Source organism: Flavobacteriaceae bacterium (genome assembly GCA_003443635.1).
Lineage (GTDB): Bacteria > Bacteroidota > Bacteroidia > Flavobacteriales > Flavobacteriaceae > AU392.
This window is the reverse complement of record CP031964.1, coordinates 1423981-1443745: the sequence shown is the minus strand read 5'-3', so window position 1 is coordinate 1443745 and position 19765 is coordinate 1423981. Positions and strand designations below refer to the sequence as shown.

General features: G+C 31.6%; 20 protein-coding genes. 15 read left to right on the top strand and 5 right to left on the bottom strand.

Features of this window, described 5'->3' with window-relative positions:
* Positions 1–8: 8 nt before the first annotated feature.
* From D1817_06545 to D1817_06535, 3 genes are all read right to left on the bottom strand, one after another.
* The gene (locus D1817_06545) at positions 9–239 is read right to left on the bottom strand and encodes a hypothetical protein (protein AXT19541.1); all 231 of its coding nucleotides are present in this window, start codon (positions 237–239) and stop codon (positions 9–11) included.
* A gap of 112 nt (positions 240–351) precedes the next feature.
* Positions 352–837, bottom strand: coding sequence for a 6,7-dimethyl-8-ribityllumazine synthase (locus tag D1817_06540; protein AXT19540.1), 486 nt, complete (start codon positions 835–837; stop codon positions 352–354).
* 3 nt (positions 838–840) lie between these two features.
* Entirely contained in the window at positions 841–1611 is a 771-nt protein-coding gene (locus D1817_06535) for a tetratricopeptide repeat protein (GenBank protein AXT19539.1), read from the bottom strand.
* A gap of 136 nt (positions 1612–1747) precedes the next feature.
* On the opposite strand from D1817_06535, the gene recF reads away from it, so the two are divergent.
* From recF to D1817_06505, 6 genes are all read left to right on the top strand, one after another.
* On the top strand, positions 1748–2830 hold the full coding sequence (recF, locus tag D1817_06530) for a DNA replication and repair protein RecF (GenBank protein ID AXT19538.1): 1083 nt from the start codon (positions 1748–1750) through the stop codon (positions 2828–2830).
* Between the two features lie 18 nt (positions 2831–2848).
* The gene (locus D1817_06525; protein ID AXT19537.1) at positions 2849–3268 is read left to right on the top strand and encodes a hypothetical protein; all 420 of its coding nucleotides are present in this window, start codon (positions 2849–2851) and stop codon (positions 3266–3268) included.
* A complete protein-coding gene (locus tag D1817_06520) occupies positions 3265–3561 on the top strand; it encodes a DUF721 domain-containing protein (protein AXT19536.1) in 297 nt (98 codons plus the stop codon). The genes D1817_06525 and D1817_06520 overlap by 4 nt, the downstream gene beginning before the upstream one ends.
* 60 nt (positions 3562–3621) lie before the next feature.
* Positions 3622–6042, top strand: a complete 2421-nt coding sequence (locus D1817_06515; GenBank protein ID AXT19535.1) for a penicillin acylase family protein — start codon at positions 3622–3624, stop codon at positions 6040–6042.
* A gap of 3 nt (positions 6043–6045) precedes the next feature.
* The gene (locus D1817_06510) at positions 6046–6399 is read left to right on the top strand and encodes a hypothetical protein (GenBank protein ID AXT19534.1); all 354 of its coding nucleotides are present in this window, start codon (positions 6046–6048) and stop codon (positions 6397–6399) included.
* Positions 6400–6576: 177 nt separating this feature from the next.
* Complete coding sequence (locus D1817_06505; protein AXT19533.1) at positions 6577–6768, top strand: cold-shock protein; 192 nt, start codon at positions 6577–6579, stop codon at positions 6766–6768.
* A 138-nt stretch (positions 6769–6906) separates the two neighbouring features.
* Here the strand turns inward: D1817_06505 and D1817_06500 are convergent, their stop codons facing one another.
* Positions 6907–7326 carry a nucleoside-diphosphate kinase gene (locus D1817_06500; protein ID AXT19532.1) on the bottom strand — a complete coding sequence of 140 codons (420 nt, stop codon included), beginning with the start codon at positions 7324–7326 and terminating at the stop codon, positions 6907–6909.
* Positions 7327–7552: 226 nt separating this feature from the next.
* On the opposite strand from D1817_06500, the gene D1817_06495 reads away from it, so the two are divergent.
* The 3 genes from D1817_06495 to D1817_06485 are packed head-to-tail and all read left to right on the top strand — an operon-like array spanning position 7553 to position 10297.
* Entirely contained in the window at positions 7553–8566 is a 1014-nt protein-coding gene (locus D1817_06495) for a bifunctional oligoribonuclease/PAP phosphatase NrnA (protein AXT19531.1), read from the top strand.
* A complete protein-coding gene (gene gldI, locus D1817_06490; GenBank protein AXT19530.1) occupies positions 8566–9111 on the top strand; it encodes a gliding motility-associated peptidyl-prolyl isomerase GldI in 546 nt (181 codons plus the stop codon). Before D1817_06495 ends, gldI begins: the two co-directional genes overlap by 1 nt.
* Before the next feature lie 22 nt (positions 9112–9133).
* Positions 9134–10297, top strand: coding sequence for a peptidylprolyl isomerase (locus D1817_06485; GenBank protein ID AXT21240.1), 1164 nt, complete (start codon positions 9134–9136; stop codon positions 10295–10297).
* Between the two features lie 71 nt (positions 10298–10368).
* Here the strand turns inward: D1817_06485 and D1817_06480 are convergent, their stop codons facing one another.
* Positions 10369–11835, bottom strand: a complete 1467-nt coding sequence (locus D1817_06480; protein AXT19529.1) for an aminoacyl-histidine dipeptidase — start codon at positions 11833–11835, stop codon at positions 10369–10371.
* 140 nt (positions 11836–11975) lie between these two features.
* On the opposite strand from D1817_06480, the gene D1817_06475 reads away from it, so the two are divergent.
* The 6 genes from D1817_06475 (at position 11976) to D1817_06450 (ending at position 19722) form a co-directional block, all read left to right on the top strand.
* Positions 11976–12695 carry an FKBP-type peptidyl-prolyl cis-trans isomerase gene (locus D1817_06475; protein ID AXT19528.1) on the top strand — a complete coding sequence of 240 codons (720 nt, stop codon included), beginning with the start codon at positions 11976–11978 and terminating at the stop codon, positions 12693–12695.
* A 114-nt stretch (positions 12696–12809) separates the two neighbouring features.
* Positions 12810–13877, top strand: coding sequence for a DUF3810 domain-containing protein (locus D1817_06470; protein ID AXT19527.1), 1068 nt, complete (start codon positions 12810–12812; stop codon positions 13875–13877).
* 81 nt (positions 13878–13958) lie between these two features.
* Complete coding sequence (locus D1817_06465; protein AXT19526.1) at positions 13959–16919, top strand: amidohydrolase; 2961 nt, start codon at positions 13959–13961, stop codon at positions 16917–16919.
* Between the two features lie 18 nt (positions 16920–16937).
* Positions 16938–18233, top strand: coding sequence for an amidohydrolase (locus D1817_06460; protein ID AXT19525.1), 1296 nt, complete (start codon positions 16938–16940; stop codon positions 18231–18233).
* Between the two features lie 160 nt (positions 18234–18393).
* Positions 18394–19041 carry a hypothetical protein gene (locus D1817_06455; GenBank protein ID AXT19524.1) on the top strand — a complete coding sequence of 216 codons (648 nt, stop codon included), beginning with the start codon at positions 18394–18396 and terminating at the stop codon, positions 19039–19041.
* A gap of 174 nt (positions 19042–19215) precedes the next feature.
* Positions 19216–19722, top strand: coding sequence for a hypothetical protein (locus tag D1817_06450; protein ID AXT19523.1), 507 nt, complete (start codon positions 19216–19218; stop codon positions 19720–19722).
* Positions 19723–19765: the final 43 nt, after the last annotated feature.

The following is a 19765-nucleotide window of genomic DNA, read 5'->3' as shown; positions in this document are numbered from 1 at the left end:
AGATTAAGTTATCTAAATTTTACATCTAATATGTACATACAAATCAACAATAATACCAAAATCAATATTAAAAATTTCATCGAAATTCTTGCTCCTGATCTTGGGGTATTTGTATTACGAGCTCTTTGCCATTTTGAAGCAAACTCGTCTTTTTTAGATGTAACATTTGCATCTATACGGTCATTATCAGAATAACGTGGAGTATAATTAAAGCGTTTATTCTTACGTTGTTTAAACAAAATTATAGAATTCTTGTCTTTCAAATGTACTCAAAATACAAGAAAACAGTTGCGTTGAAGTGCTAAAAATTGTTAACAAAAAATATTAAAATAAGAAGAATTGAAGATGATATTAAGCGTTTTTGTTTAATTCAACCATTTTTATTGCTGCAATTGCTGCTTCTGTTCCTTTATTACCATGAATCCCACCAGAACGATCTATAGCTTGCTGTAACGTATTATCTGTTAACACACAAAATATAACTGGCACATCGTGCATAATGTTTAGATCTTTTATACCCTGAGATACACCTTCGCATACAAAATCGAAGTGTTTTGTTTCTCCTTGAATCACACTACCAATTGCAATCACTGCATCTACATTTTGTGAGAGCATTTTTTTGCTTCCATAAATCAATTCAAAACTACCAGGAACATTCCGACGTATAATATTATCACTAGAAGCACCACAATCTATAAGCGTATCGTAAGCTCCCTTATATAAGCCTTCTGTAATATTTTCATTCCATTCTGAAACAACAATCCCAAACCGAAAATCTTTCGCGTTTGGGATTGTTGTTTTATCATATGCTGATAAATTTTTATTTATGGTAGCCATAATTTAGTTTTTCATAGCAGCTTCTGCTTTACCAATAAACACATCTATATGAGCTGGCCCTACTGCATTTGGAAAATCATTCTTTATTCGATTAAAATAACCTAATGCTTTGTTGTTTTGGTTAAGTTCTAAAGCTGTAGTTCCTGCTTTAAATAAAAACATAGACGTTAAGTAATCATTATTACCTATAGTAACAGCTTTATCATAATAATCTAAAGCATCGTCTAATTGATTTAATTGAGCAAATGCATCTCCTATTCCACCTTGAGCAAGTATTTTAAATTCATCAGTACCTCCAGAAAAATCACTTAAATAAGTAATCGCATTTTGGTAATCTTTTAAATTCAAGTACGCCATTCCTGCATAATACTTTGCTAAATTACCAGCGTTAGTACCTCCATATTCATTAATGATATCTAGCATTCCAAACTTACCTTCCCCTCCATTTAATGATAATGTATATAATGAATCTTTTGCAGGATCATTAACAGCACGATCAAAATACTGTTGTGCTTGATACATATCATTCATTGCATTACTTTCTTTAGGTTCTTGTATATATTTATTATATCCTAAATATCCTAAAATTAATACTGCAGCCAAGCCAACAATTATAAAAATATACTTTTGATTTTTAATAACCCACTCCTCTGCCTTAGAAGCTCCCTGATCTAAAGTATTAAATACCTCAGCCGTTGTAGAGTTATCCTCTATTGCTTCAACCTTTTCAGCTTTTGTTTTTGGTTTATAACCTCTTTTCTTGTAAGTCGCCATATATTGTATATTAATGCGCCGCAAAAATAAAATTTTTATTGGTAAAAAAAAGGTAATTTATTTGTTATTTTTCAATAATTTGCAGCTCTTTTTTAAGAGATTACAACTTTTTAATTAGTGCTATTTGCACTCGTTTATGATTTTAAAAGACTTATCTTTAGTAAATTACAAAAACTTTGACAGTCAAAGTTTTATCTTTAATTCTAAAATAAATTGTTTTGTAGGCCCAAATGGTATCGGAAAAACAAATGTTTTAGATGCTATTTATCATTTATCTTTTGGAAAAAGCTATTTTAACCCTGTTTCATCTCAAAATATAAAACATGACGAAGATTTTTTTGTTATAGACGGTAACTATATAAAAGAAGAACGTGATGAAAAAGTTATTGTATCGTTAAAAAGAGGGTTAAAAAAAGTTATTAAACGTAATGGCAAAGTTTATGAGCGTTTTAGTGATCATATTGGTTTTTTACCTCTCGTAATTATTTCTCCTGCTGATCGTGATTTAATTATCGAAGGGAGTGATGTGCGTCGTAAATTTATAGATGGTGTAATTTCGCAAAGTGATAAGGATTATTTACAAGATTTAATAAATTACAACAAATTAATATCTCAACGTAATTCTCTCTTAAAATACTTTTTTATAAATAATACTTTTAATCAAGACTCACTAGATGTCTATAATTTTCAACTCAACGCATTGGGGCAAGTTATTTTTGAAAAGCGAAAAGCCTTTTTAGAAAGTTTTATTCCTATTTTTAAAGAACGTTATAAATGGATTAGTAATGATAGCGAATCTGTTCATTTAGATTATAAAAGTGATTTATTTAAAAATGATTTAAATACTTTACTAAACGATAACATTAATAAAGATAGAGCTTTACAATATACTTCTGTTGGTATACACAAAGATGATCTTAATTTTAAAATTGAAAACTATCCAATTAAGAAATTTGGAAGTCAAGGACAGCAAAAATCATTTTTAATAGCCTTAAAACTAGCACAATTTGATTTTATAAAAACTCAAAGTGGAGTCAATCCTATTTTATTATTAGATGATGTTTTTGATAAATTAGATGAGCAACGTGTTACTCAAATCATTAACTTAGTAGACGATAAAAATTTTGGACAAATTTTTATAAGTGATACACATCACGATCGTACTGAAAATGCTATTAAGAGTGCACATCAAACTTATGAGATATTTAATCTTGGTTAAGTTTTAAACAACTTTTTTATGTTAAAAAAAACCTCATTCCTTTTTATATTTTCTATCCTAATAGCTTGTAATGATAATCCTGATAAAAATATTTCTGAACTTACAGGGTATTGGGAAATACAGCAGGTTGAAAAAAATAATACTAAGTTAAAAGATTATACAGTTAATACTACAATCGATTATTTTGAAATTAACGATACCATAGGTTTTCGAAAAAAAGTAGTACCTCAGTTTGATGGTAAATATTTAATTTCTCAGCATAAATCCCCTTTTGTTTTAAAAGTAGGGAACGACTCATTAAACATTTATTATACATCTGATGATACTTTTTTTAAAGAAACAATTGTAAAGCTCACTAAAAAAGAACTTATTATTAGTAATACGGAGGGATTTAAATATACTTATAAACCTTTTGAAGCTTTAAATTTAGAGTTATGAGTAAACGTAATAATGAACATTTAAAATTAAGTGATGCCCTTAAAGAATTTGTTACTGAAAATAAATTGCAAAAAGGCCTTGATAAAGTTGATGTACAAGAAGCTTGGGTGAATTTAATGGGAAATGGTGTAAACAGTTATACTACTAATGTGCAATTGCAAAATGATGTACTATATGTGCAATTAAGCTCGTCTGTATTACGTGAAGAATTAAGTTATGGTAAAGAGAAAATTATTACGATGCTTAATGAATCCTTAGGTAAAGAGTTAATTAAAAAGTTAGTATTGAGGTAAAATCTTAATCAATTATTTTTTTGTAATTTCTCTGCTTTATTTTTTTAAAAAACTCAATCTGTGAAATATTTTAAATTTATACTTTCTTTACTTCTTACTGTAGGTATTTTTTATGGTCTTAATACAAAATTTGGAAGCATCCCTCCTATCGGTAAATTTTTGGCACCTTCTCAGGGGGTTTGGCAAAACGAAATTAATGAGTTTGATGATACAGAAATTTTAAGCATTACTGGGCTTTCTGATCCAGTAACTGTGCATTATGACGAGTATTTAATCCCTCATATTTTTGCACAAAACGATGCGGATTTATACAAAGCTCAGGGTTATATTACTGCCAAACATAGATTATGGCAAATGGATTTTCAGATTAGAGCTGCCGGTGGTATGTTATCTGAGGTTATTGGTGAGGCAGCTATTAATTATGATAGACGTCAACGTCGTAAAGGGATGATTTTTGGAGCTGAAAATAACCTTAAAATAATGGAAAATGATCCTGAAACAAAAGCTCAATTAGAAGCATATCGAGATGGTGTGAATGCATATATTTCAACTTTAAATCCAAACAATTATCCTGTTGAATATAAATTATTAGACTATAAGCCAGAACCTTGGACTCTAAAAAAAACAGCATTGTTATTAATGTTCATGACAGATATGTTGTCTGGAGGTGACTCTGATTTGGAGTATACTAATCTAATAACAAAATTTGGGAAAGAGCGTTTTGATTTACTATTTCCAGATTTTTATAAAGAAGCAGATCCGGTTATCCCAACAGATAGCAGTTGGGCATCATGGAATGTAAAAATTCCTGAAGCTCCAGAACTAACTTTAATAGATACTGCACATATTACAAAGGTATTACCAAAACCAAATCCAGATAACGGAAGTAATAATTGGGCAGTCGGGCCAAAAAAATCATATTCTGGAAATCCTATATTGGCTAATGACCCTCATTTAGGACTTAATTTACCATCTATTTGGTTTGCTTTACAATTAACAACTCCGAAAAAAAACACATTTGGTGTAAGTTTACCTGGAGCTGCAGGGATTATAGTAGGATTTAATAATAATATTTCTTGGGGAGTTACTAATGCTACTAGAGATGTTAAAGATTGGTATAAAATTACTTTTAAAGATAATAACAGAAATGAATATTTTTATAATAACCAATGGAGAGCAACTTCTAAAAAGGTTGAGAAAATAAAAGTGAGGCACAGCACTACTGTTATAGATACAGTAATTTATACTCACCATGGTCCGGTCACTTACGATAAAAACTTTAATAGTAATAAAGAATTAATAGGTTATGCCATGAAATGGGCTGGGCATATAGGGGGTAATAATCAAAAAGCATTATTAGCACTTAATAAAGCTAAAAATTATAGTGATTACGAAAAAGCAATTGTAGATTTTTCATCTCCAGCTCAAAATATTATTTTCTCTTCTCAAGAGGGAGACATCGCACTTTGGGTACAAGGTAAATTTCCGAATAAATGGAAAGGTCAAGGAAAGTTTTTAATGGACGGAAGTAAACCAACACATGATTGGCAAGGGTTTATTCCTCAAGAACATAATGCACATACAAAAAACCCTGAACGCGGATTTGTTAGTTCTGCGAACCAATCACCAACCGATGAAAGTTATCCATATTACTATTTTAATGATGGTTACGATACATCTAGAAGTCGAGTGATCAATAATTTTTTCAGATCAAAAGAAACATTTAATATTCAAGATTTTAAAGATTTACACAATAACAATTTTAATCTTAAAGCTGCCGAGTTATTACCGTACATGATCGCAACAATGGATGTTTCAGGTTTAACAGAAGAAGAAGAACTTCTATTAAGTGAAGTGCAACAATGGGATTTTTATAATGAGATTAACAAGCTTGCTCCAACAATATGGGAAGTTTGGTGGAACAGGCTATTTATCTTGTTATGGGATGAAATGAGAGATCAAGATACTGAATTAGATTATCCATTTAGCTATCGAACTATAGAACTTCTTAAAAATGATCCAGATAATGAGTTTATGGACATTGTAGAAACTAGTAAAAAAGAAACCGCTAGAGATTTGTTTTTAATTAGTTTTAAAAATGCAGCAAAGCGTTTAAATACTTGGAAAAGTAAAAATGGTGATTACAATTGGGGTGCTTATAAAGCAACTTATGTAGGTCATTTACTTCAAGGCTTACCCGCTTTTTCAAGATTTAATTTACCAATTGGGGGCAATAGTGGTATCGTAAATGCTACAAGCAAAAATCATGGACCATCATGGCGTATGATTGTAGAAATGTCTTCTCCACCTAAGGCTTTAGGAATTTATCCTGGCGGGCAGTCTGGAAATCCTGGTAGTAAGTATTATGATAATTTTATCGATACTTGGGCAGCTGGAGAATACATTAATATTAATTTTCTCCAAGATGTTAACCAAATTGAAGATATTCGTTTTACACAAACTCTAACTCCAAAACAATAGTATATGAGTCGTATTATAAAAAGTTTTGTATTAACACTAATATTAGCAATTTTACTTTCTCAATTTCTACCTTGGTGGAGTGTGATGTTAGCATCTTTTATTTCTGGATTTAGTATCTCCTTAAAAAAAGCATCTGTATTCTTTACTCCTTTCTTATCTATTGCAGTTTTTTGGATGGGATATGCATGGTATCTTGGGAGTAATAATGATTTTATATTAGCAAAAAAAATTGCCGTTTTACTTCCACTTAATGGCAATTCAGTACTATTATTATTAATAACTGGTATAATTGGAGGGGTCGCAGCAGGGATGTCTGGCTTTTTTGCTACTGAATGTAGGAAACTTTTTAAAAAATAAATTTAGTAATTAACAAGCTTAAGTATTATGATACTTAGATTGTTGTCTACTATAAAATAATTTCAAACATTAATTTAATGTAAACCTTTGATTATTTTGAAGATAAGTCTTATAAAAAACCAAAAGTTATAGTATTTAATGTTATCTTTGTCGCATTAAATAATTTAAATTAAAACAATGAGTAAAGGTACCGTAAAATTCTTCAACGATTCAAAAGGATTTGGATTTATCACTGAAGATGACACAAACAAAGAACATTTCGTACACATTTCTGGACTAATCGATGAAATTCGTGAGGGTGATGCAGTTGAATTTGACTTAACAGAAGGAAGAAAAGGACTGAACGCTGTAAACGTAAAAGTAATCTAAGATATATACTTTTCAATTACAAGTAAAAGCCTATCAATAAATATTGATAGGCTTTTTTCTTGTTCTTTATTTTAAAATAAAAAAACTACAATCGTAAAATTGTAGTTTTAACACTTATATTATTATGTAATTTTATTTTTAAAACATTTCTCTACCAGAAAAATGAAAAGCACCTTCTATAGCAGCATTCTCATCACTATCACTACCATGAACAGCATTCTCTCCTATTGAAGCAGCATATAGTTTACGAATAGTCCCTTCTGCAGCTTCAGCTGGATTAGTAGCACCTATTAAAGTTCTAAAATCTTCAACAGCATTATCTTTTTCTAAAATAGCAGCTACTATTGGTCCTCTTGTCATATACTCTACAAGCTCTCCAAAAAATGGACGTTCGTTATGTACTGCATAAAATGCTTCTGCATCTGCTATAGTCATTTGCGTTAATTTCATTGCCACAATTCTAAATCCTGAAGCATTAATTTTTTCTAATATTGCGCCAATATTCCCTTTTTCTACAGAATCAGGTTTAAGCATTGTAAATGTTCTATTTGTTGCCATTATATAGTTTTAATTTTGCGCAAAAATAATGCTTTTATATAAATTAGCAAGTATTAATAGTTTTGTATTAAAACTTGATGCAAAGCATTCTTTTCTTTTCAAATTTTCATATCAATTATTTGAATTATAAAATCGCTTTTTACAAAGTATGTAAAAGGTTAATTTTATACAAAAGTAGCATATCACTAGTTAAGCATCTGTCATTAAAATTGTATATTCGCTGCTTATGACAAAAACAGATATTTCTGAAATAAAACAATTATTAGCGTCACCTAAACGCATCGTAATCGTCGCTCATAAAAATCCTGATGGTGATGCTATTGGCTCTTCTTTAGGTTTATATCATTATCTAAAACAAAGTGGTCATAATGCTACTGTTATTCTTCCAAATGATTATCCTCAATTTTTAAAATGGATTCCTGGGGAGGGTACGATCTTAAAATATGAAAGTACTGTAGAAAAATCCACAAATTTAATAGCAGAAGCAGAAATTATATTTACGTTAGATTTTAATGCATTGCATAGAACTGGTGATATGGAAACTGTTTTAACTAAAGCTAAAGCCATTAAAATTTTAATAGATCATCATCAACAACCTGATGATTATGCAAAATATTTGTATTCTGATGTTTCAATTTGTTCGACTTGTCAAATGATTTATCATTTTATAGAAATGTTAGATGATACAGATAAAATTGATGTTAACATAGCTACAGCATTATATGTTGGTATTATGACAGATACAGGTTCTTTTAGATTCAGATCCACTAGTAGTACAACACATCGAGTTATTGCAAACCTTATAGACAAAGGTGCTGACAATGCTCAAATACACAATAATGTATACGACACTAACAGTTACTTTCGTTTACAATTATTAGGAAAAGCATTAGATAATTTAAAAGTGTTACCAAAATTAAACACTGCCTATATTAGTTTATCTCAAGAAGAGCTAAATCGTTTTAATTTTAAAAAAGGAGATACAGAAGGGGTTGTAAATTATGCGCTTTCTGTTAAAGATGTAAAATTTGCTGTTATTTTTATAGAGCACAACCAAGAAGGTATTATTAAAATATCTTTCCGTTCTAAAGATGGATTTGATGTTAACGAATTTGCTCGTAACCATTTTAATGGAGGCGGTCATATTAATGCTGCTGGAGGGAGAAGTAAGCTTAGCTTAAAAGAAACCATTGAGAAATTTATTAGTATATTACCCCATTATAAGCAAGACCTCAACTAATGAAAAAAATAATTATCCTACTTTTATGTATTGTAAGTGTTTTAGCTTGTAAAACACCAGAAGCGAGAAGACCTATATCTGTAAAAACTGGTTCTTTTATAGATCAATCAATAGCACTTAACAAGAAGTTGAATGCATCGCAGCATAAACAAATTCAAGACATTATTGCACTTAATCCTGAAGTAAACTATATCGCTTCAGAAAATGGGTTTTGGTATTACTATAATACTAAAATTGAAGAGAATACAATTACGCCTGCTTTTGGAGATATTGTTAACTTTAATTATAATGTCTCAAATATCAATAACGAATTAATTTATTCTGAAGAAGATCTAAAACCTCAAGATTATGCCATTGATCAAGAAGAGCTTTTTTCTGGATTACGTGAAGGTTTAAAATTAATGAAAGCAGGGGAAACCATTACCTTTTTATTTCCATCTCAGAAAGCTTATGGATTTTATGGAGATAATAATCAAATAGAAGGCAATAGTTCTATAATATGTAAAGTAACACTAAATACAATAACTCAAAAAGAAGTAAATTAAAATGAAAGTTTTTAAACATTCCATTAAGGTCTTATTATTAACATTCCTTATAACTTCCTGTGGAAGTAAAGCTTACCCCGAGTTGGAAGATGGATTATATGCTGAATTTGTTACAAATAAGGATACTATGGTTGCTAAACTATTTTTTGAAAAAGCACCAGTTACAGTTTCTAATTTTGTAGCTCTGGCAGAAGGAGAGCATCCAATGGTGAGTGAACAATATAAAGGAAAACCATATTACAATGGTCTTACTTTTCATCGTGTTATCAATGATTTTATGGCACAAGGGGGTGATCCCACCGGTACAGGCTCCGGAAGTCCTGGTTATAAATTTGGAGATGAGTTTAACGCTGATTTAAAACACGATAAAAAAGGAATTTTAGCTATGGCTAATTCCGGTTATGGTACAAATGGCAGTCAATTTTATATTACACATAAAGCTACAGATTGGTTAGATGCTTTTGATGAAGAAGGTAATTTAAAACAATGCGAAAACCCTCGAGTAAGTTGTCATTCTGTTTTTGGGGAATTAGTAGTAAATACCGATTTAATTACATCTGTACAAAAAGGAGATACAATTGTGAAAATTAATATCATTAGAAAAGGATTTGATGCTCGAAAATTTAATGCTGCTAAAACATGGGAAACAGAATTACCTTTATTAGCAGAGCGTGAAGCAAAAAGAAAAGAAGACCTTAAATTAAAAGCAGAAGAAGCTGCTAAGGCAGCAAGGGAATTAATCGAAGTTGCAAAAGAAAAATTTATTGCTGAAAATGAAAATTTAAAAGGTAACACAAAACGCTTACCCTCTGGTTTAGCAATGATTTTTACAAAAGAAAGTAATGGAGTTACACCAAAATCTACAGAATCTGTATTAATTAACTATGCAGGCTATTTTGAAGATGGTCGTTTGTTTGATACGTGTTTAAAAGATGTTGCTAAAAAGAATGGACAATATAACGAGCAAAGAGATAAACAAAATGGCTATGCTCCTTTTCCTATGATATATAATGAAACTGCTGGTTTAGTTCCTGGATTTAGAGAAGCGATGTTAAATATGAAGGTTGGAGATAAAGCTAGAGTATTTATTCCTTCATATCTAGGGTATGGCCCTCAAGGGTATGGTCCTATTCCGCCCAATACTAATCTTATTTTCGATTTAGAAATTGTAGGAATAGCTAAATAGTTAATTTGATTAAGCATAAAAAAAGAGCTTTATAAATTTATAAAGCTCTTTTTTTATAAGCAATATTTATTTTAATTCTGTTTCTCCGGAATATTATTTAAAATCTCTAAAACAAATTTCCAATATTTTTGAGTAGACGAAATACTAGCACGCTCATCTGGCGAATGTGCGCCTTTAATTGTTGGCCCAAAACTTATCATTTCCATATTTGGATAATGCGTTCCTAAAATCCCACACTCCAAACCTGCATGACATGCAGCTACGTGTGCTTTCTCGCCATTTAAGGTTTCATACACTTCAGACATTACTTTTAGAATACTAGAATTCATATTAGGTGTCCACCCTGGGTAATCACCTTTAAAAGTAACTTCGCAGCCTGTGAGTTCAAAAGTTGCTCGTATAGCATAAGCTAGATCCATTTTGGAAGATTCAACAGACGATCGTGTTAAACACCCGATAGTAACTTGACCTTCTTTTACACTTACTCTAGCAATATTATTAGACGTTTCTACTAAATCAGGAATATCAGCACTCATTCTATATACTCCATTAGGTGCTGCATATAACGCTCTTGTTAGCCCTTCTTGAACACCTAAATCCATAACTTTACTTGGTACTTCCGATCTAGAAACTAATATCTCTAAATTGGGTTCCATAGTTTTTAATTCTGTTTTAATAATATTCGCTAACTGTTCTATTTCAAATTCAAAAGCATCTTCATGAACGGCATCAATAGCAACAATTGCGTTACTCTCTCTCGGGATAGCATTGCGTAAGCCTCCACCATTAATTTCAGAAATTCGCAAACCAAAATTCTCGAACCCATCAAATAATAGGCGATTCATAATCTTATTAGCATTCCCTAACCCTTCATGAATTTGCATTCCTGAATGTCCTCCTTGTAATCCTTTTACAGTAATGGCATATCCTATTTTAATCTCAGTGGTTTCTTCTTCATTATAAGCACGTGTTGCAGTTACATCAATACCTCCTGCACATCCTACGCCTATTTCATCATCTTCTTCAGTATCTAAATTCAATAAAATATCTCCTTGCAACAATCCTCCTTTTAAACCTTTAGCGCCTGTCATTCCTGTTTCTTCATCAATTGTAAATAAGGCTTCAATTGCTGGATGTTCTATCGTATCGCTTTCTAATATCGACATAATTGTAGCCACACCAAGTCCGTTATCAGCACCTAAAGTGGTGCCTTTAGCTCGAACCCAATCGCCATCAATGTACATTTCAATTCCTTGAGTATCAAAATTAAAATCTGTATCATTATTTTTTTGATGTACCATATCTAAATGCGATTGCATAACTATGGTTTTACGATTTTCAAAACCTGCTGTAGCTGGCTTTTTAATAATAACATTACCTACTTCATCCTCTAAAGTTTCTAATCCTAAATTATTTCCAAAATCTTTCATAAACGCAATTACACGTTCTTCTTTTTTAGAAGCTCTAGGCACAGCATTTAAATCTGCAAATTTGTTCCATAACTGTTTTGGTTCGAGTTGTCTGATATCTGAATTCATAAATTATTTTTAATAAAAGAGTGACAAAGGTAGCTATTAGCATTAAAGATTAATAAAACATTAGCTTCTTTTTAAAAAGTGCTTAAAAAGAAAAAAAAATTATACTTTCGCTACTTGATTTAAAAAAAGAATAAAATTCAATAAAAATGAAAAAAATACTATTATTAACAGTTTCAATAGCAACATTATTTTCGTGTAATAATGAAGGGAGAACAAATACTAATGTAAACTTAACTACTAATATTGATTCTGTGAGTTATGCAATTGGCGCCAATCAAGCTAAATCGTTATTAGCTCAAGTACCTGGAATAAATATTGACGCTTATTTAAAAGGGTATCAGGATGTTGCAGATTCTACAGCATTAGTAATTTCAGAAGCAGATTGTCAAATAGTTTTACAAGCTTATGGTCAAAAATTACAGCAAGAGCAATTAGCTAAACAGCAAGCAGAAGCAGAAATTAAATTTGCAGGCGTTAAGCAAGCTGGATTAGATTTTTTAGAGGAGAATAAATCTAAACCAGGAGTAAAAGTGACTCCAAGTGGATTACAGTATATGGTGATTAAAGAAGGTACTGGTAAACAACCTGAAAATGCTCAAGCTAATGTTACTGTACATTACGCTGGGACTACTCCTGATGGTACTGAATTTGATAGTTCAATAGGTGGAGAACCTGTTACTTTTCCTTTAAACGGTGTTATTCGTGGTTGGACAGAAGGTGTGCAATTAATGAAAGAAGGTGCTAAATACAAATTCTTTATTCCACAAGAATTAGCATATGGTGCAAATCCAAGACCAGGAAGTGCTATTCAACCTTTTATGCCATTAGTTTTTGAAATCGAACTAATTAAAGTCAATTAAGTTTCTTTTTTAGCAAGAATGTAAAATATCAAAAAAGCTTGAATTATAATTCAAGCTTTTTTGTTTTAAGGCAATTCTAAAATACCTCTTTAGAAAATTACTTATTTTTGAGAGATGTTCAAAAACAAAAAATTAATACTGGCGCTAAGTATTATTCCACAATACTTAATTGTAAAACTATTATCACAGTATCCTGAATTTGTAGAGACTTATTACAGTCATGGTATTTATCAATTCGTTTCTAAAACGATGAGATATATGTTTGGGTGGATTCCTTTTTCGGTTGGAGATATTCTTTTAGGTCTATTAATAATCTATGTCATTAGATGGCTTATAGTTAATAGAAAGAGGATAATTAAAGATTTTAAAGCTTGGTTAATAGATATATTATGTGCTGTATCCATAGCTTATTTTGCTTTTTATTTTTTATGGGGGATGAATTACTACAGGTTACCTATTCATAAAACATTAAATATTGATACTGAATATTCCACTGAAGATTTAATAGATGTAACTAAAAAGTTAATTGTCAAATCGAATGCAATACATATAGCTATTACTAACAGTGAAGAAGAAAAGGTTACAATACCTTATAATCGAAATGAAATTTTAAAAATGATGAGCAATGGTTACTCTGAGTTAGCAAAAGTTTACCCACAGCTTCAATATACACCTAAAAGCGCAAAAATATGTACTTATAATAGTATACAAGCATATATGGGCTTTAGTGGATATTTAAATCCGTTTACTAATGAAGCCCAAGTAAATGGTTTAGTACCATTATATAAATTGCCGGATACTGCTGGTCACGAAGCAGCACATCAAATAGGTTATGCAGCTGAAAACGAAACTAATTTCATTGGAAATTTAGCAACAATGTATAATAATGATATCTATTTTAAATACTCAGGTTATCTTTCTGCATTAAAAGATTGTTTAAACGAAGTTTACAGGCGAGATAAACTTCAATATGGAAAACTTATTATATCAGTCAATATTGGCATTAGAGAAAATTATCAAGATTCTAGAGAGTTTTGGAAAATGTATGAGAACCCTTTTGAGCCTTTCTTCAAAAAAAGTTACAACACTTTTTTAAAAGCTAATAACCAGGATAAAGGGATAGAGAGTTATAGTTATGTAGTAGCTTTATTAGTAAATTATTTTAAAGATAAAAGTTTATAGCAAACGTTAAAAAAATCTTAACATAGGGTACAAGCATTCTTATTCATTATATTTAAAGTTCTAATTTTTCACTAACTAAATATGATAAAAAAGTATCTTATTCTAACGATGCTTCTGTGTAGTTTTTCGATAATTGCACAAGAGCACTTCCCCAAAAATGATGGCGTAAAATCTAAAAACACAAATTATACTGCATTTACAAATGCTAAAATTTATGTCACGCCAACACAAATCATTAAAAAAGGCACCTTATTAATTAAAGAAGGAAAAGTAATTGCTACTGGAGCTTCGGTAAACATTCCTGCAAATGCAGTAGTAGTTGATCTCTCAGGAAAAAGCATTTACCCTTCCTTTATTGATGTTTACTCAAATTTTGGAGTAAAAATACCGTCTCGTCAAAACAATGGTGGTCGCCCTCAATACGATGCTGGTCGTGAAGGGTTTTATTGGAACGATCATATTATGCCTGAGCAAAATGCGCTCGATAAATTTAAGTTTGACAATAAATCTGCTATCGATCTTAAAAAAGCAGGATTTGGAGTCGTAAACACACATATGCAAGACGGTGTGGTTAGAGGTACTGGTGCTTTAGTGGCATTAACAAACAAAGGTGGTGATTCTGAACGTATTCTTGATGATCGTTCTGCACAATACTTATCGTTATCCAGAAGTGTTACCTCTGCGCAAGTATATCCGTCCTCAATAATGGGAACTACTGCCTTACTCAGACAAATGTATTATGATGCCGACTGGTATGGTAAAGGCAACGCTACTGCAAAAGATCGTTCGTTAGAAGCTTTAATTGCTAATAAAGGTTTAGTACAGATTATTGAAGCCGGTAGTAATCTTAATGATGTGCGTGTTGATAATGTTGGAGACGAATTTGGTATTCAATATGTTATTGTTGGTGGTGGCGATGAATATGAGCGCATTAATGAAATTAAAAAAACAAATGCAACGTACATACTTCCAGTAAATTTTCCAGATGCTTATGATGTTGAGAATCCCTTTTTAGCTAACGCATTAAGCTATGCAGATATGAAAGAATGGAATCAGAGACCACATAATCCAAAAACATTTGCAGACAACAATATTCCATTCGCGTTTACTACAGATAATTTAAAAGCACCTAAAGACCTAAAAGCAAACCTGCTTAAAGCCATTCGGTATGGATTAAGTAAAACTAAAGCTTTAGAAGCTTTAACTACTGTACCGGCAAGTATTTTAGGAAAATCTGATGTTATAGGTTCTCTTAAAAATGGAGCTTATGCCAATTTTTTAATTACATCTGGAGATATTTTCGAAAAAGAAACAACACTTTACGAAAACTGGGTAAAAGGTGATAAAACCGTTGTTGAAGATATGACTACTAAAGATATTCGTGGCAATTACACCACTAGTATTAACGGGAATACTTACGATATTTCTATTACAGGAGAGCTTAACAAACCAAAAGCTACCGTAAAAAGTGGAAGCGTGACATTAGGCTCAAAATTAACTTATAAAGATGGTTGGGTAAACTTAACAATTACTGGTATCGATCTTAAAAATAAAGAGTTTACACGTTTATCTTCCAGAGTTTCGGGTAGTGATGCGTTAACAGGAAAAGCCATTCTTCCTAATGGGAATGAAGTTGCATTTACTGCAAAAAAATCATCTAAAGCAGATGCAAAGAAAAAGAAAACTGATACTGATAAAACAAATCTGGACATAGTTCCGGTAACTTTTCCTAATACCGCTTACGGATTTAATAGTTTACCAAAACAAGAAACTATGCTCTTTAAAAATGCAACCGTTTGGACCAACGAAGCCGAAGGTATTTTAAAGAATACTGATGTACTCATTAAAAATGGGAAAATTGAAGCTATTGGTAAAGATTTAAAAGCAAGAAGTGCTAAAGTTATTGACGCTACAGGTAAACATTTAACTGCCGGTGTTATTGATGAGCATTCGCATATTGCAGCGTCTAGTATTAACGAAAGCGGCCATAACTCTACCGCAGAAGTAAGTATTGAAGAAGCTATTGATGCCGATGATATTAATATTTACAGAAATCTTGCAGGTGGTGTTACTTCTATTCAAATACTACACGGATCTGCAAACCCTATTGGAGGGCGTTCTGCCATTATTAAGTTGAAATGGGGAGAATCTGCCGAAAATTTAATCTATAAAAACTCACCAAAGTTTATCAAATTCGCTTTAGGAGAAAATGTAAAACAATCTAACTGGGGAGAAGATGAGACCGTGCGTTTCCCACAATCCAGAATGGGTGTTGAGCAAGTATTTGTAGATTATTTTACAAGAGCTAAAGAATACGAAACTTTAAAAAATAGTGGACAGCCTTATCGTAAAGATGCAGAAATGGAAGTGCTGGTCGAGATCTTAAATGGCGAACGCTTTATAAGCTGTCACTCTTATGTACAAAGCGAGATTAATATGTTAATCAAGGTGGCAGATCAATTTAATTTTACCATCAATACCTTTACACATATACTTGAAGGCTATAAGGTAGCCGATAAAATGAAAGCACATGGTGTAGGAGGTTCTACTTTTAGCGATTGGTGGGCTTATAAATTTGAAGTGAACGATGCCATCCCTTATAACGCAGCTATTATGCACAATGCAGGGGTACTCACTGCTATTAATAGTGATGATGGCGAAATGTCCAGGCGCTTAAATCAGGAAGCTGGAAAAACAATGAAATATGGTGATGTTAGTGAAGAAGATGCTTGGAAGTTTGTCACACTTAACCCTGCTAAATTATTGCATTTAGACGATCGTGTAGGAAGCCTTAAAGTAGGGAAAGATGCCGATGTAGTACTATGGACCGACCACCCAATGTCTATTTATGCTAAAGCAGAAAAAACGATTATTGAAGGTGCTACGTATTTTGATCTAGAACGAGATACAGAACTTAGAAAAGCAATGAAAGCCGAAAAAAGCAAGTTGGTTAAAATGATGCTTCAAGATAAAAATAAAGGTTTAAAAACGCAGCCAGTAAAAAAATCGGAGAAGAAAGAATTACACTGTGATTCAGAATAATTTTAAAAACGAAAAAACATGAAAACATTCAAATATATATACACGCTTTTAATGTTATGCTGTACAGTCGTTGTTGCACAACAAACCCCTGGGCCTCCACAAATTGAAACATTTTCTATTGTTGGAGCTACAGCCCATATTGGTAATGGCTCTGTAATCGAAAACAGTATTATTATTGTAGAGAACGGAAAAATAACAAGTTGCTCTCCAGCATCTAACACTTCTCCAAAAGGTAAGGTGATCGATGCGAAAGGGAAACACGTGTACCCTGGGTTTATTACTACAAATTCTTCTTTAGGACTCATTGAAGTAAATGCCGTAAGAGCAAGTAATGATGCTGACGAAATTGGATCTATGATCCCCCACATAAGAAGTTTAATTGCTTATAATGCAGAATCTAAAGTGGTTGAGTCTATGCGGCCTAATGGTGTGCTAGTTGCACAAATATCGCCTAAAGGTGGACGTATTTCCGGAACCTCTTCTATTGTACAGTTTGATGCCTGGAACTGGGAAGATGCTGCCATAAAAGTAGATGATGGCGTTCACTTAAACTGGCCTAACCCTTTTACACGAGGACGTTGGTGGTTAGGCGAAGATCCTACATTAAAACTAAGTACAAATTATGCAAGCCAAGTAGAAGAGCTTAATACTTTTGTAAGAGAAAGCAAAGCTTATTTAAAAGGAAATAAGAACATAAAAAATATTCCTTTTGAAGCCATGAAAGGACTTTATAATGGGTCTCAAAAATTATACACCCATGTTGGAGGCGAAAAAGGAATTATTGATGCCGTCGCTTTTGCAAAAGCAAACAATATTACTAACATGGTTATTGTTGGGGGCTATGAAGCTTATAAAGTGGCTGGCCTGTTAAAGCAACATAATATCGCTGTGTTAATAAACCATACACATCGTTTACCAAACTCTAGTGATGACGATTACGATTTGCCATATAAAGCCCCTAAATTATTAATGGACGCTGGTGTTTTGGTTGGGTTACACACGGGATCGGTGTCTAACTTCCAAACCAGAAACTTACCTTTTTATGCGGGTACAGTTGCAAGAGAAGGATTAGGTAAAGAAGACGCTTTAAAATTAATCACCTCTAATACTGCTAAAATATTAGGAATCGACAAGCAACTAGGGACTTTAGAAGCAGGTAAAGATGCAACCTTATTTATAAGTGAAGGTGATGCCTTGGATATGCGAACTAATAAGCTCACACATGCATTTATTAATGGGAGAGCAATTAGTTTAGAAACCCACCAAACAGAACTTTGGAAACGCTATAGCAATAAATATAAAAATCAGAAATAAATTAATCTTATTATTTTAAAACGTCAAAAAAACCTACTTTTTTTTTACAAAATGGTAGGTTTTTTAATACAAAATTAGATATATTTGAGTATATAATGGAGGTATATACACCGGTAAAAATATCCCTACGTTGTGGTGCATAAATAAAAATAGTTTCAAAATGAAATATATACTTAAAATGTCTTTCTCACTATTCTTGATTCTAATAATAAATGGATGTGGGAATGTTGAAAAAAAAGAACAAGAGCCAGTTGAAAAAGAAACAGCAATAATTCATAGAGAATTTGGTAAATGGAAAACAGAAAATAACAGTCTTGGTGTTGAACTAAATACTAAAAAGTTCAATAATTGGATTGATTTAGTTGAAAGAGCTGGAAAGATTATTTGTAATGACAGTATCCCAAAAATAACGTTAAGAACAAGTAATGAAATTAGAACTATCTATTTTCATAATCCATGCTGGGAAAACGATTCTTATAAAATTATCAAATTAAAAAATGTAATTGAAATTCATAATGACACAATTTTTAAACACCCAAAAAATACTTTTCCGATAGACAGTTTAGAAAGTGTTTTAAAAAAGGACATTACCAATAACGGAATAAACCCTATACTGAGTGAAAACTCAAAAAAATTAGTGATTTCTATTTCTTATGACAAGCAAAATGAATTTAACAAACTGCTTGAAAATTTAGATAAATTAACCGATCAATATTATGGAATAACAAATAATACGGATATTAAAATATGGTTAACTGATAAAGAGTTTTTGATACCACTACCTACCACCGTTCAAAAAATAAATTGAAATTAAATAAAAAATACGCCCCACAACAACGTGTATAGTTAATTGCTAGAGTTTAGTTTTTCTAATCGGAAAATTCTCCGAATTTCCCTCAGACTCGCCCCTTTTGCTATCTTAGTTGTTAATCGCAACTAACCATACACAAACACGTTGTGAACAATTTAACCGACCTGAATATTGAAGAAAAAATTAGCGGAATATAGAATTCGCGAATCAGCTGATAAATTTTATAAAACTATTCGAACAGAACTAAATCGAAGCACATTTGGAAAGCAATTCAATTTATCTGGCGAATATCCTGATAATGGTGGAATCAACATTTATAACACAATATCATTTTCTGTTTTTAAACCAAATCTTGGACCATTAGTCAAGTTGAACTTGATCTGTGCGAATACCAATCAAAACGGAACCGAAAGTAAATTGACTTTGAAACGTGTGAATGGAGCAACATATAAAATGCAATTTTGGTTTATGATTTTCTTTGTATCCTTAACACTTATTATTGCATTATATCAAATTATAATTGGGAATGACATTGGATTTTCAATGCTAAAGTTACCGCTTTTTGGACTAATTTATATTCTGATTATTGAATTATTCTCTGAATTCACAATTAATAGTCTGAATAAAAAAGTGGAAAAAATATTAAACTTTGAAAAACTGAAATACAAAAAACTGTAGCTAACTATGTGTATAGTAAATTGCTTTTACTGTGTGTACTCGG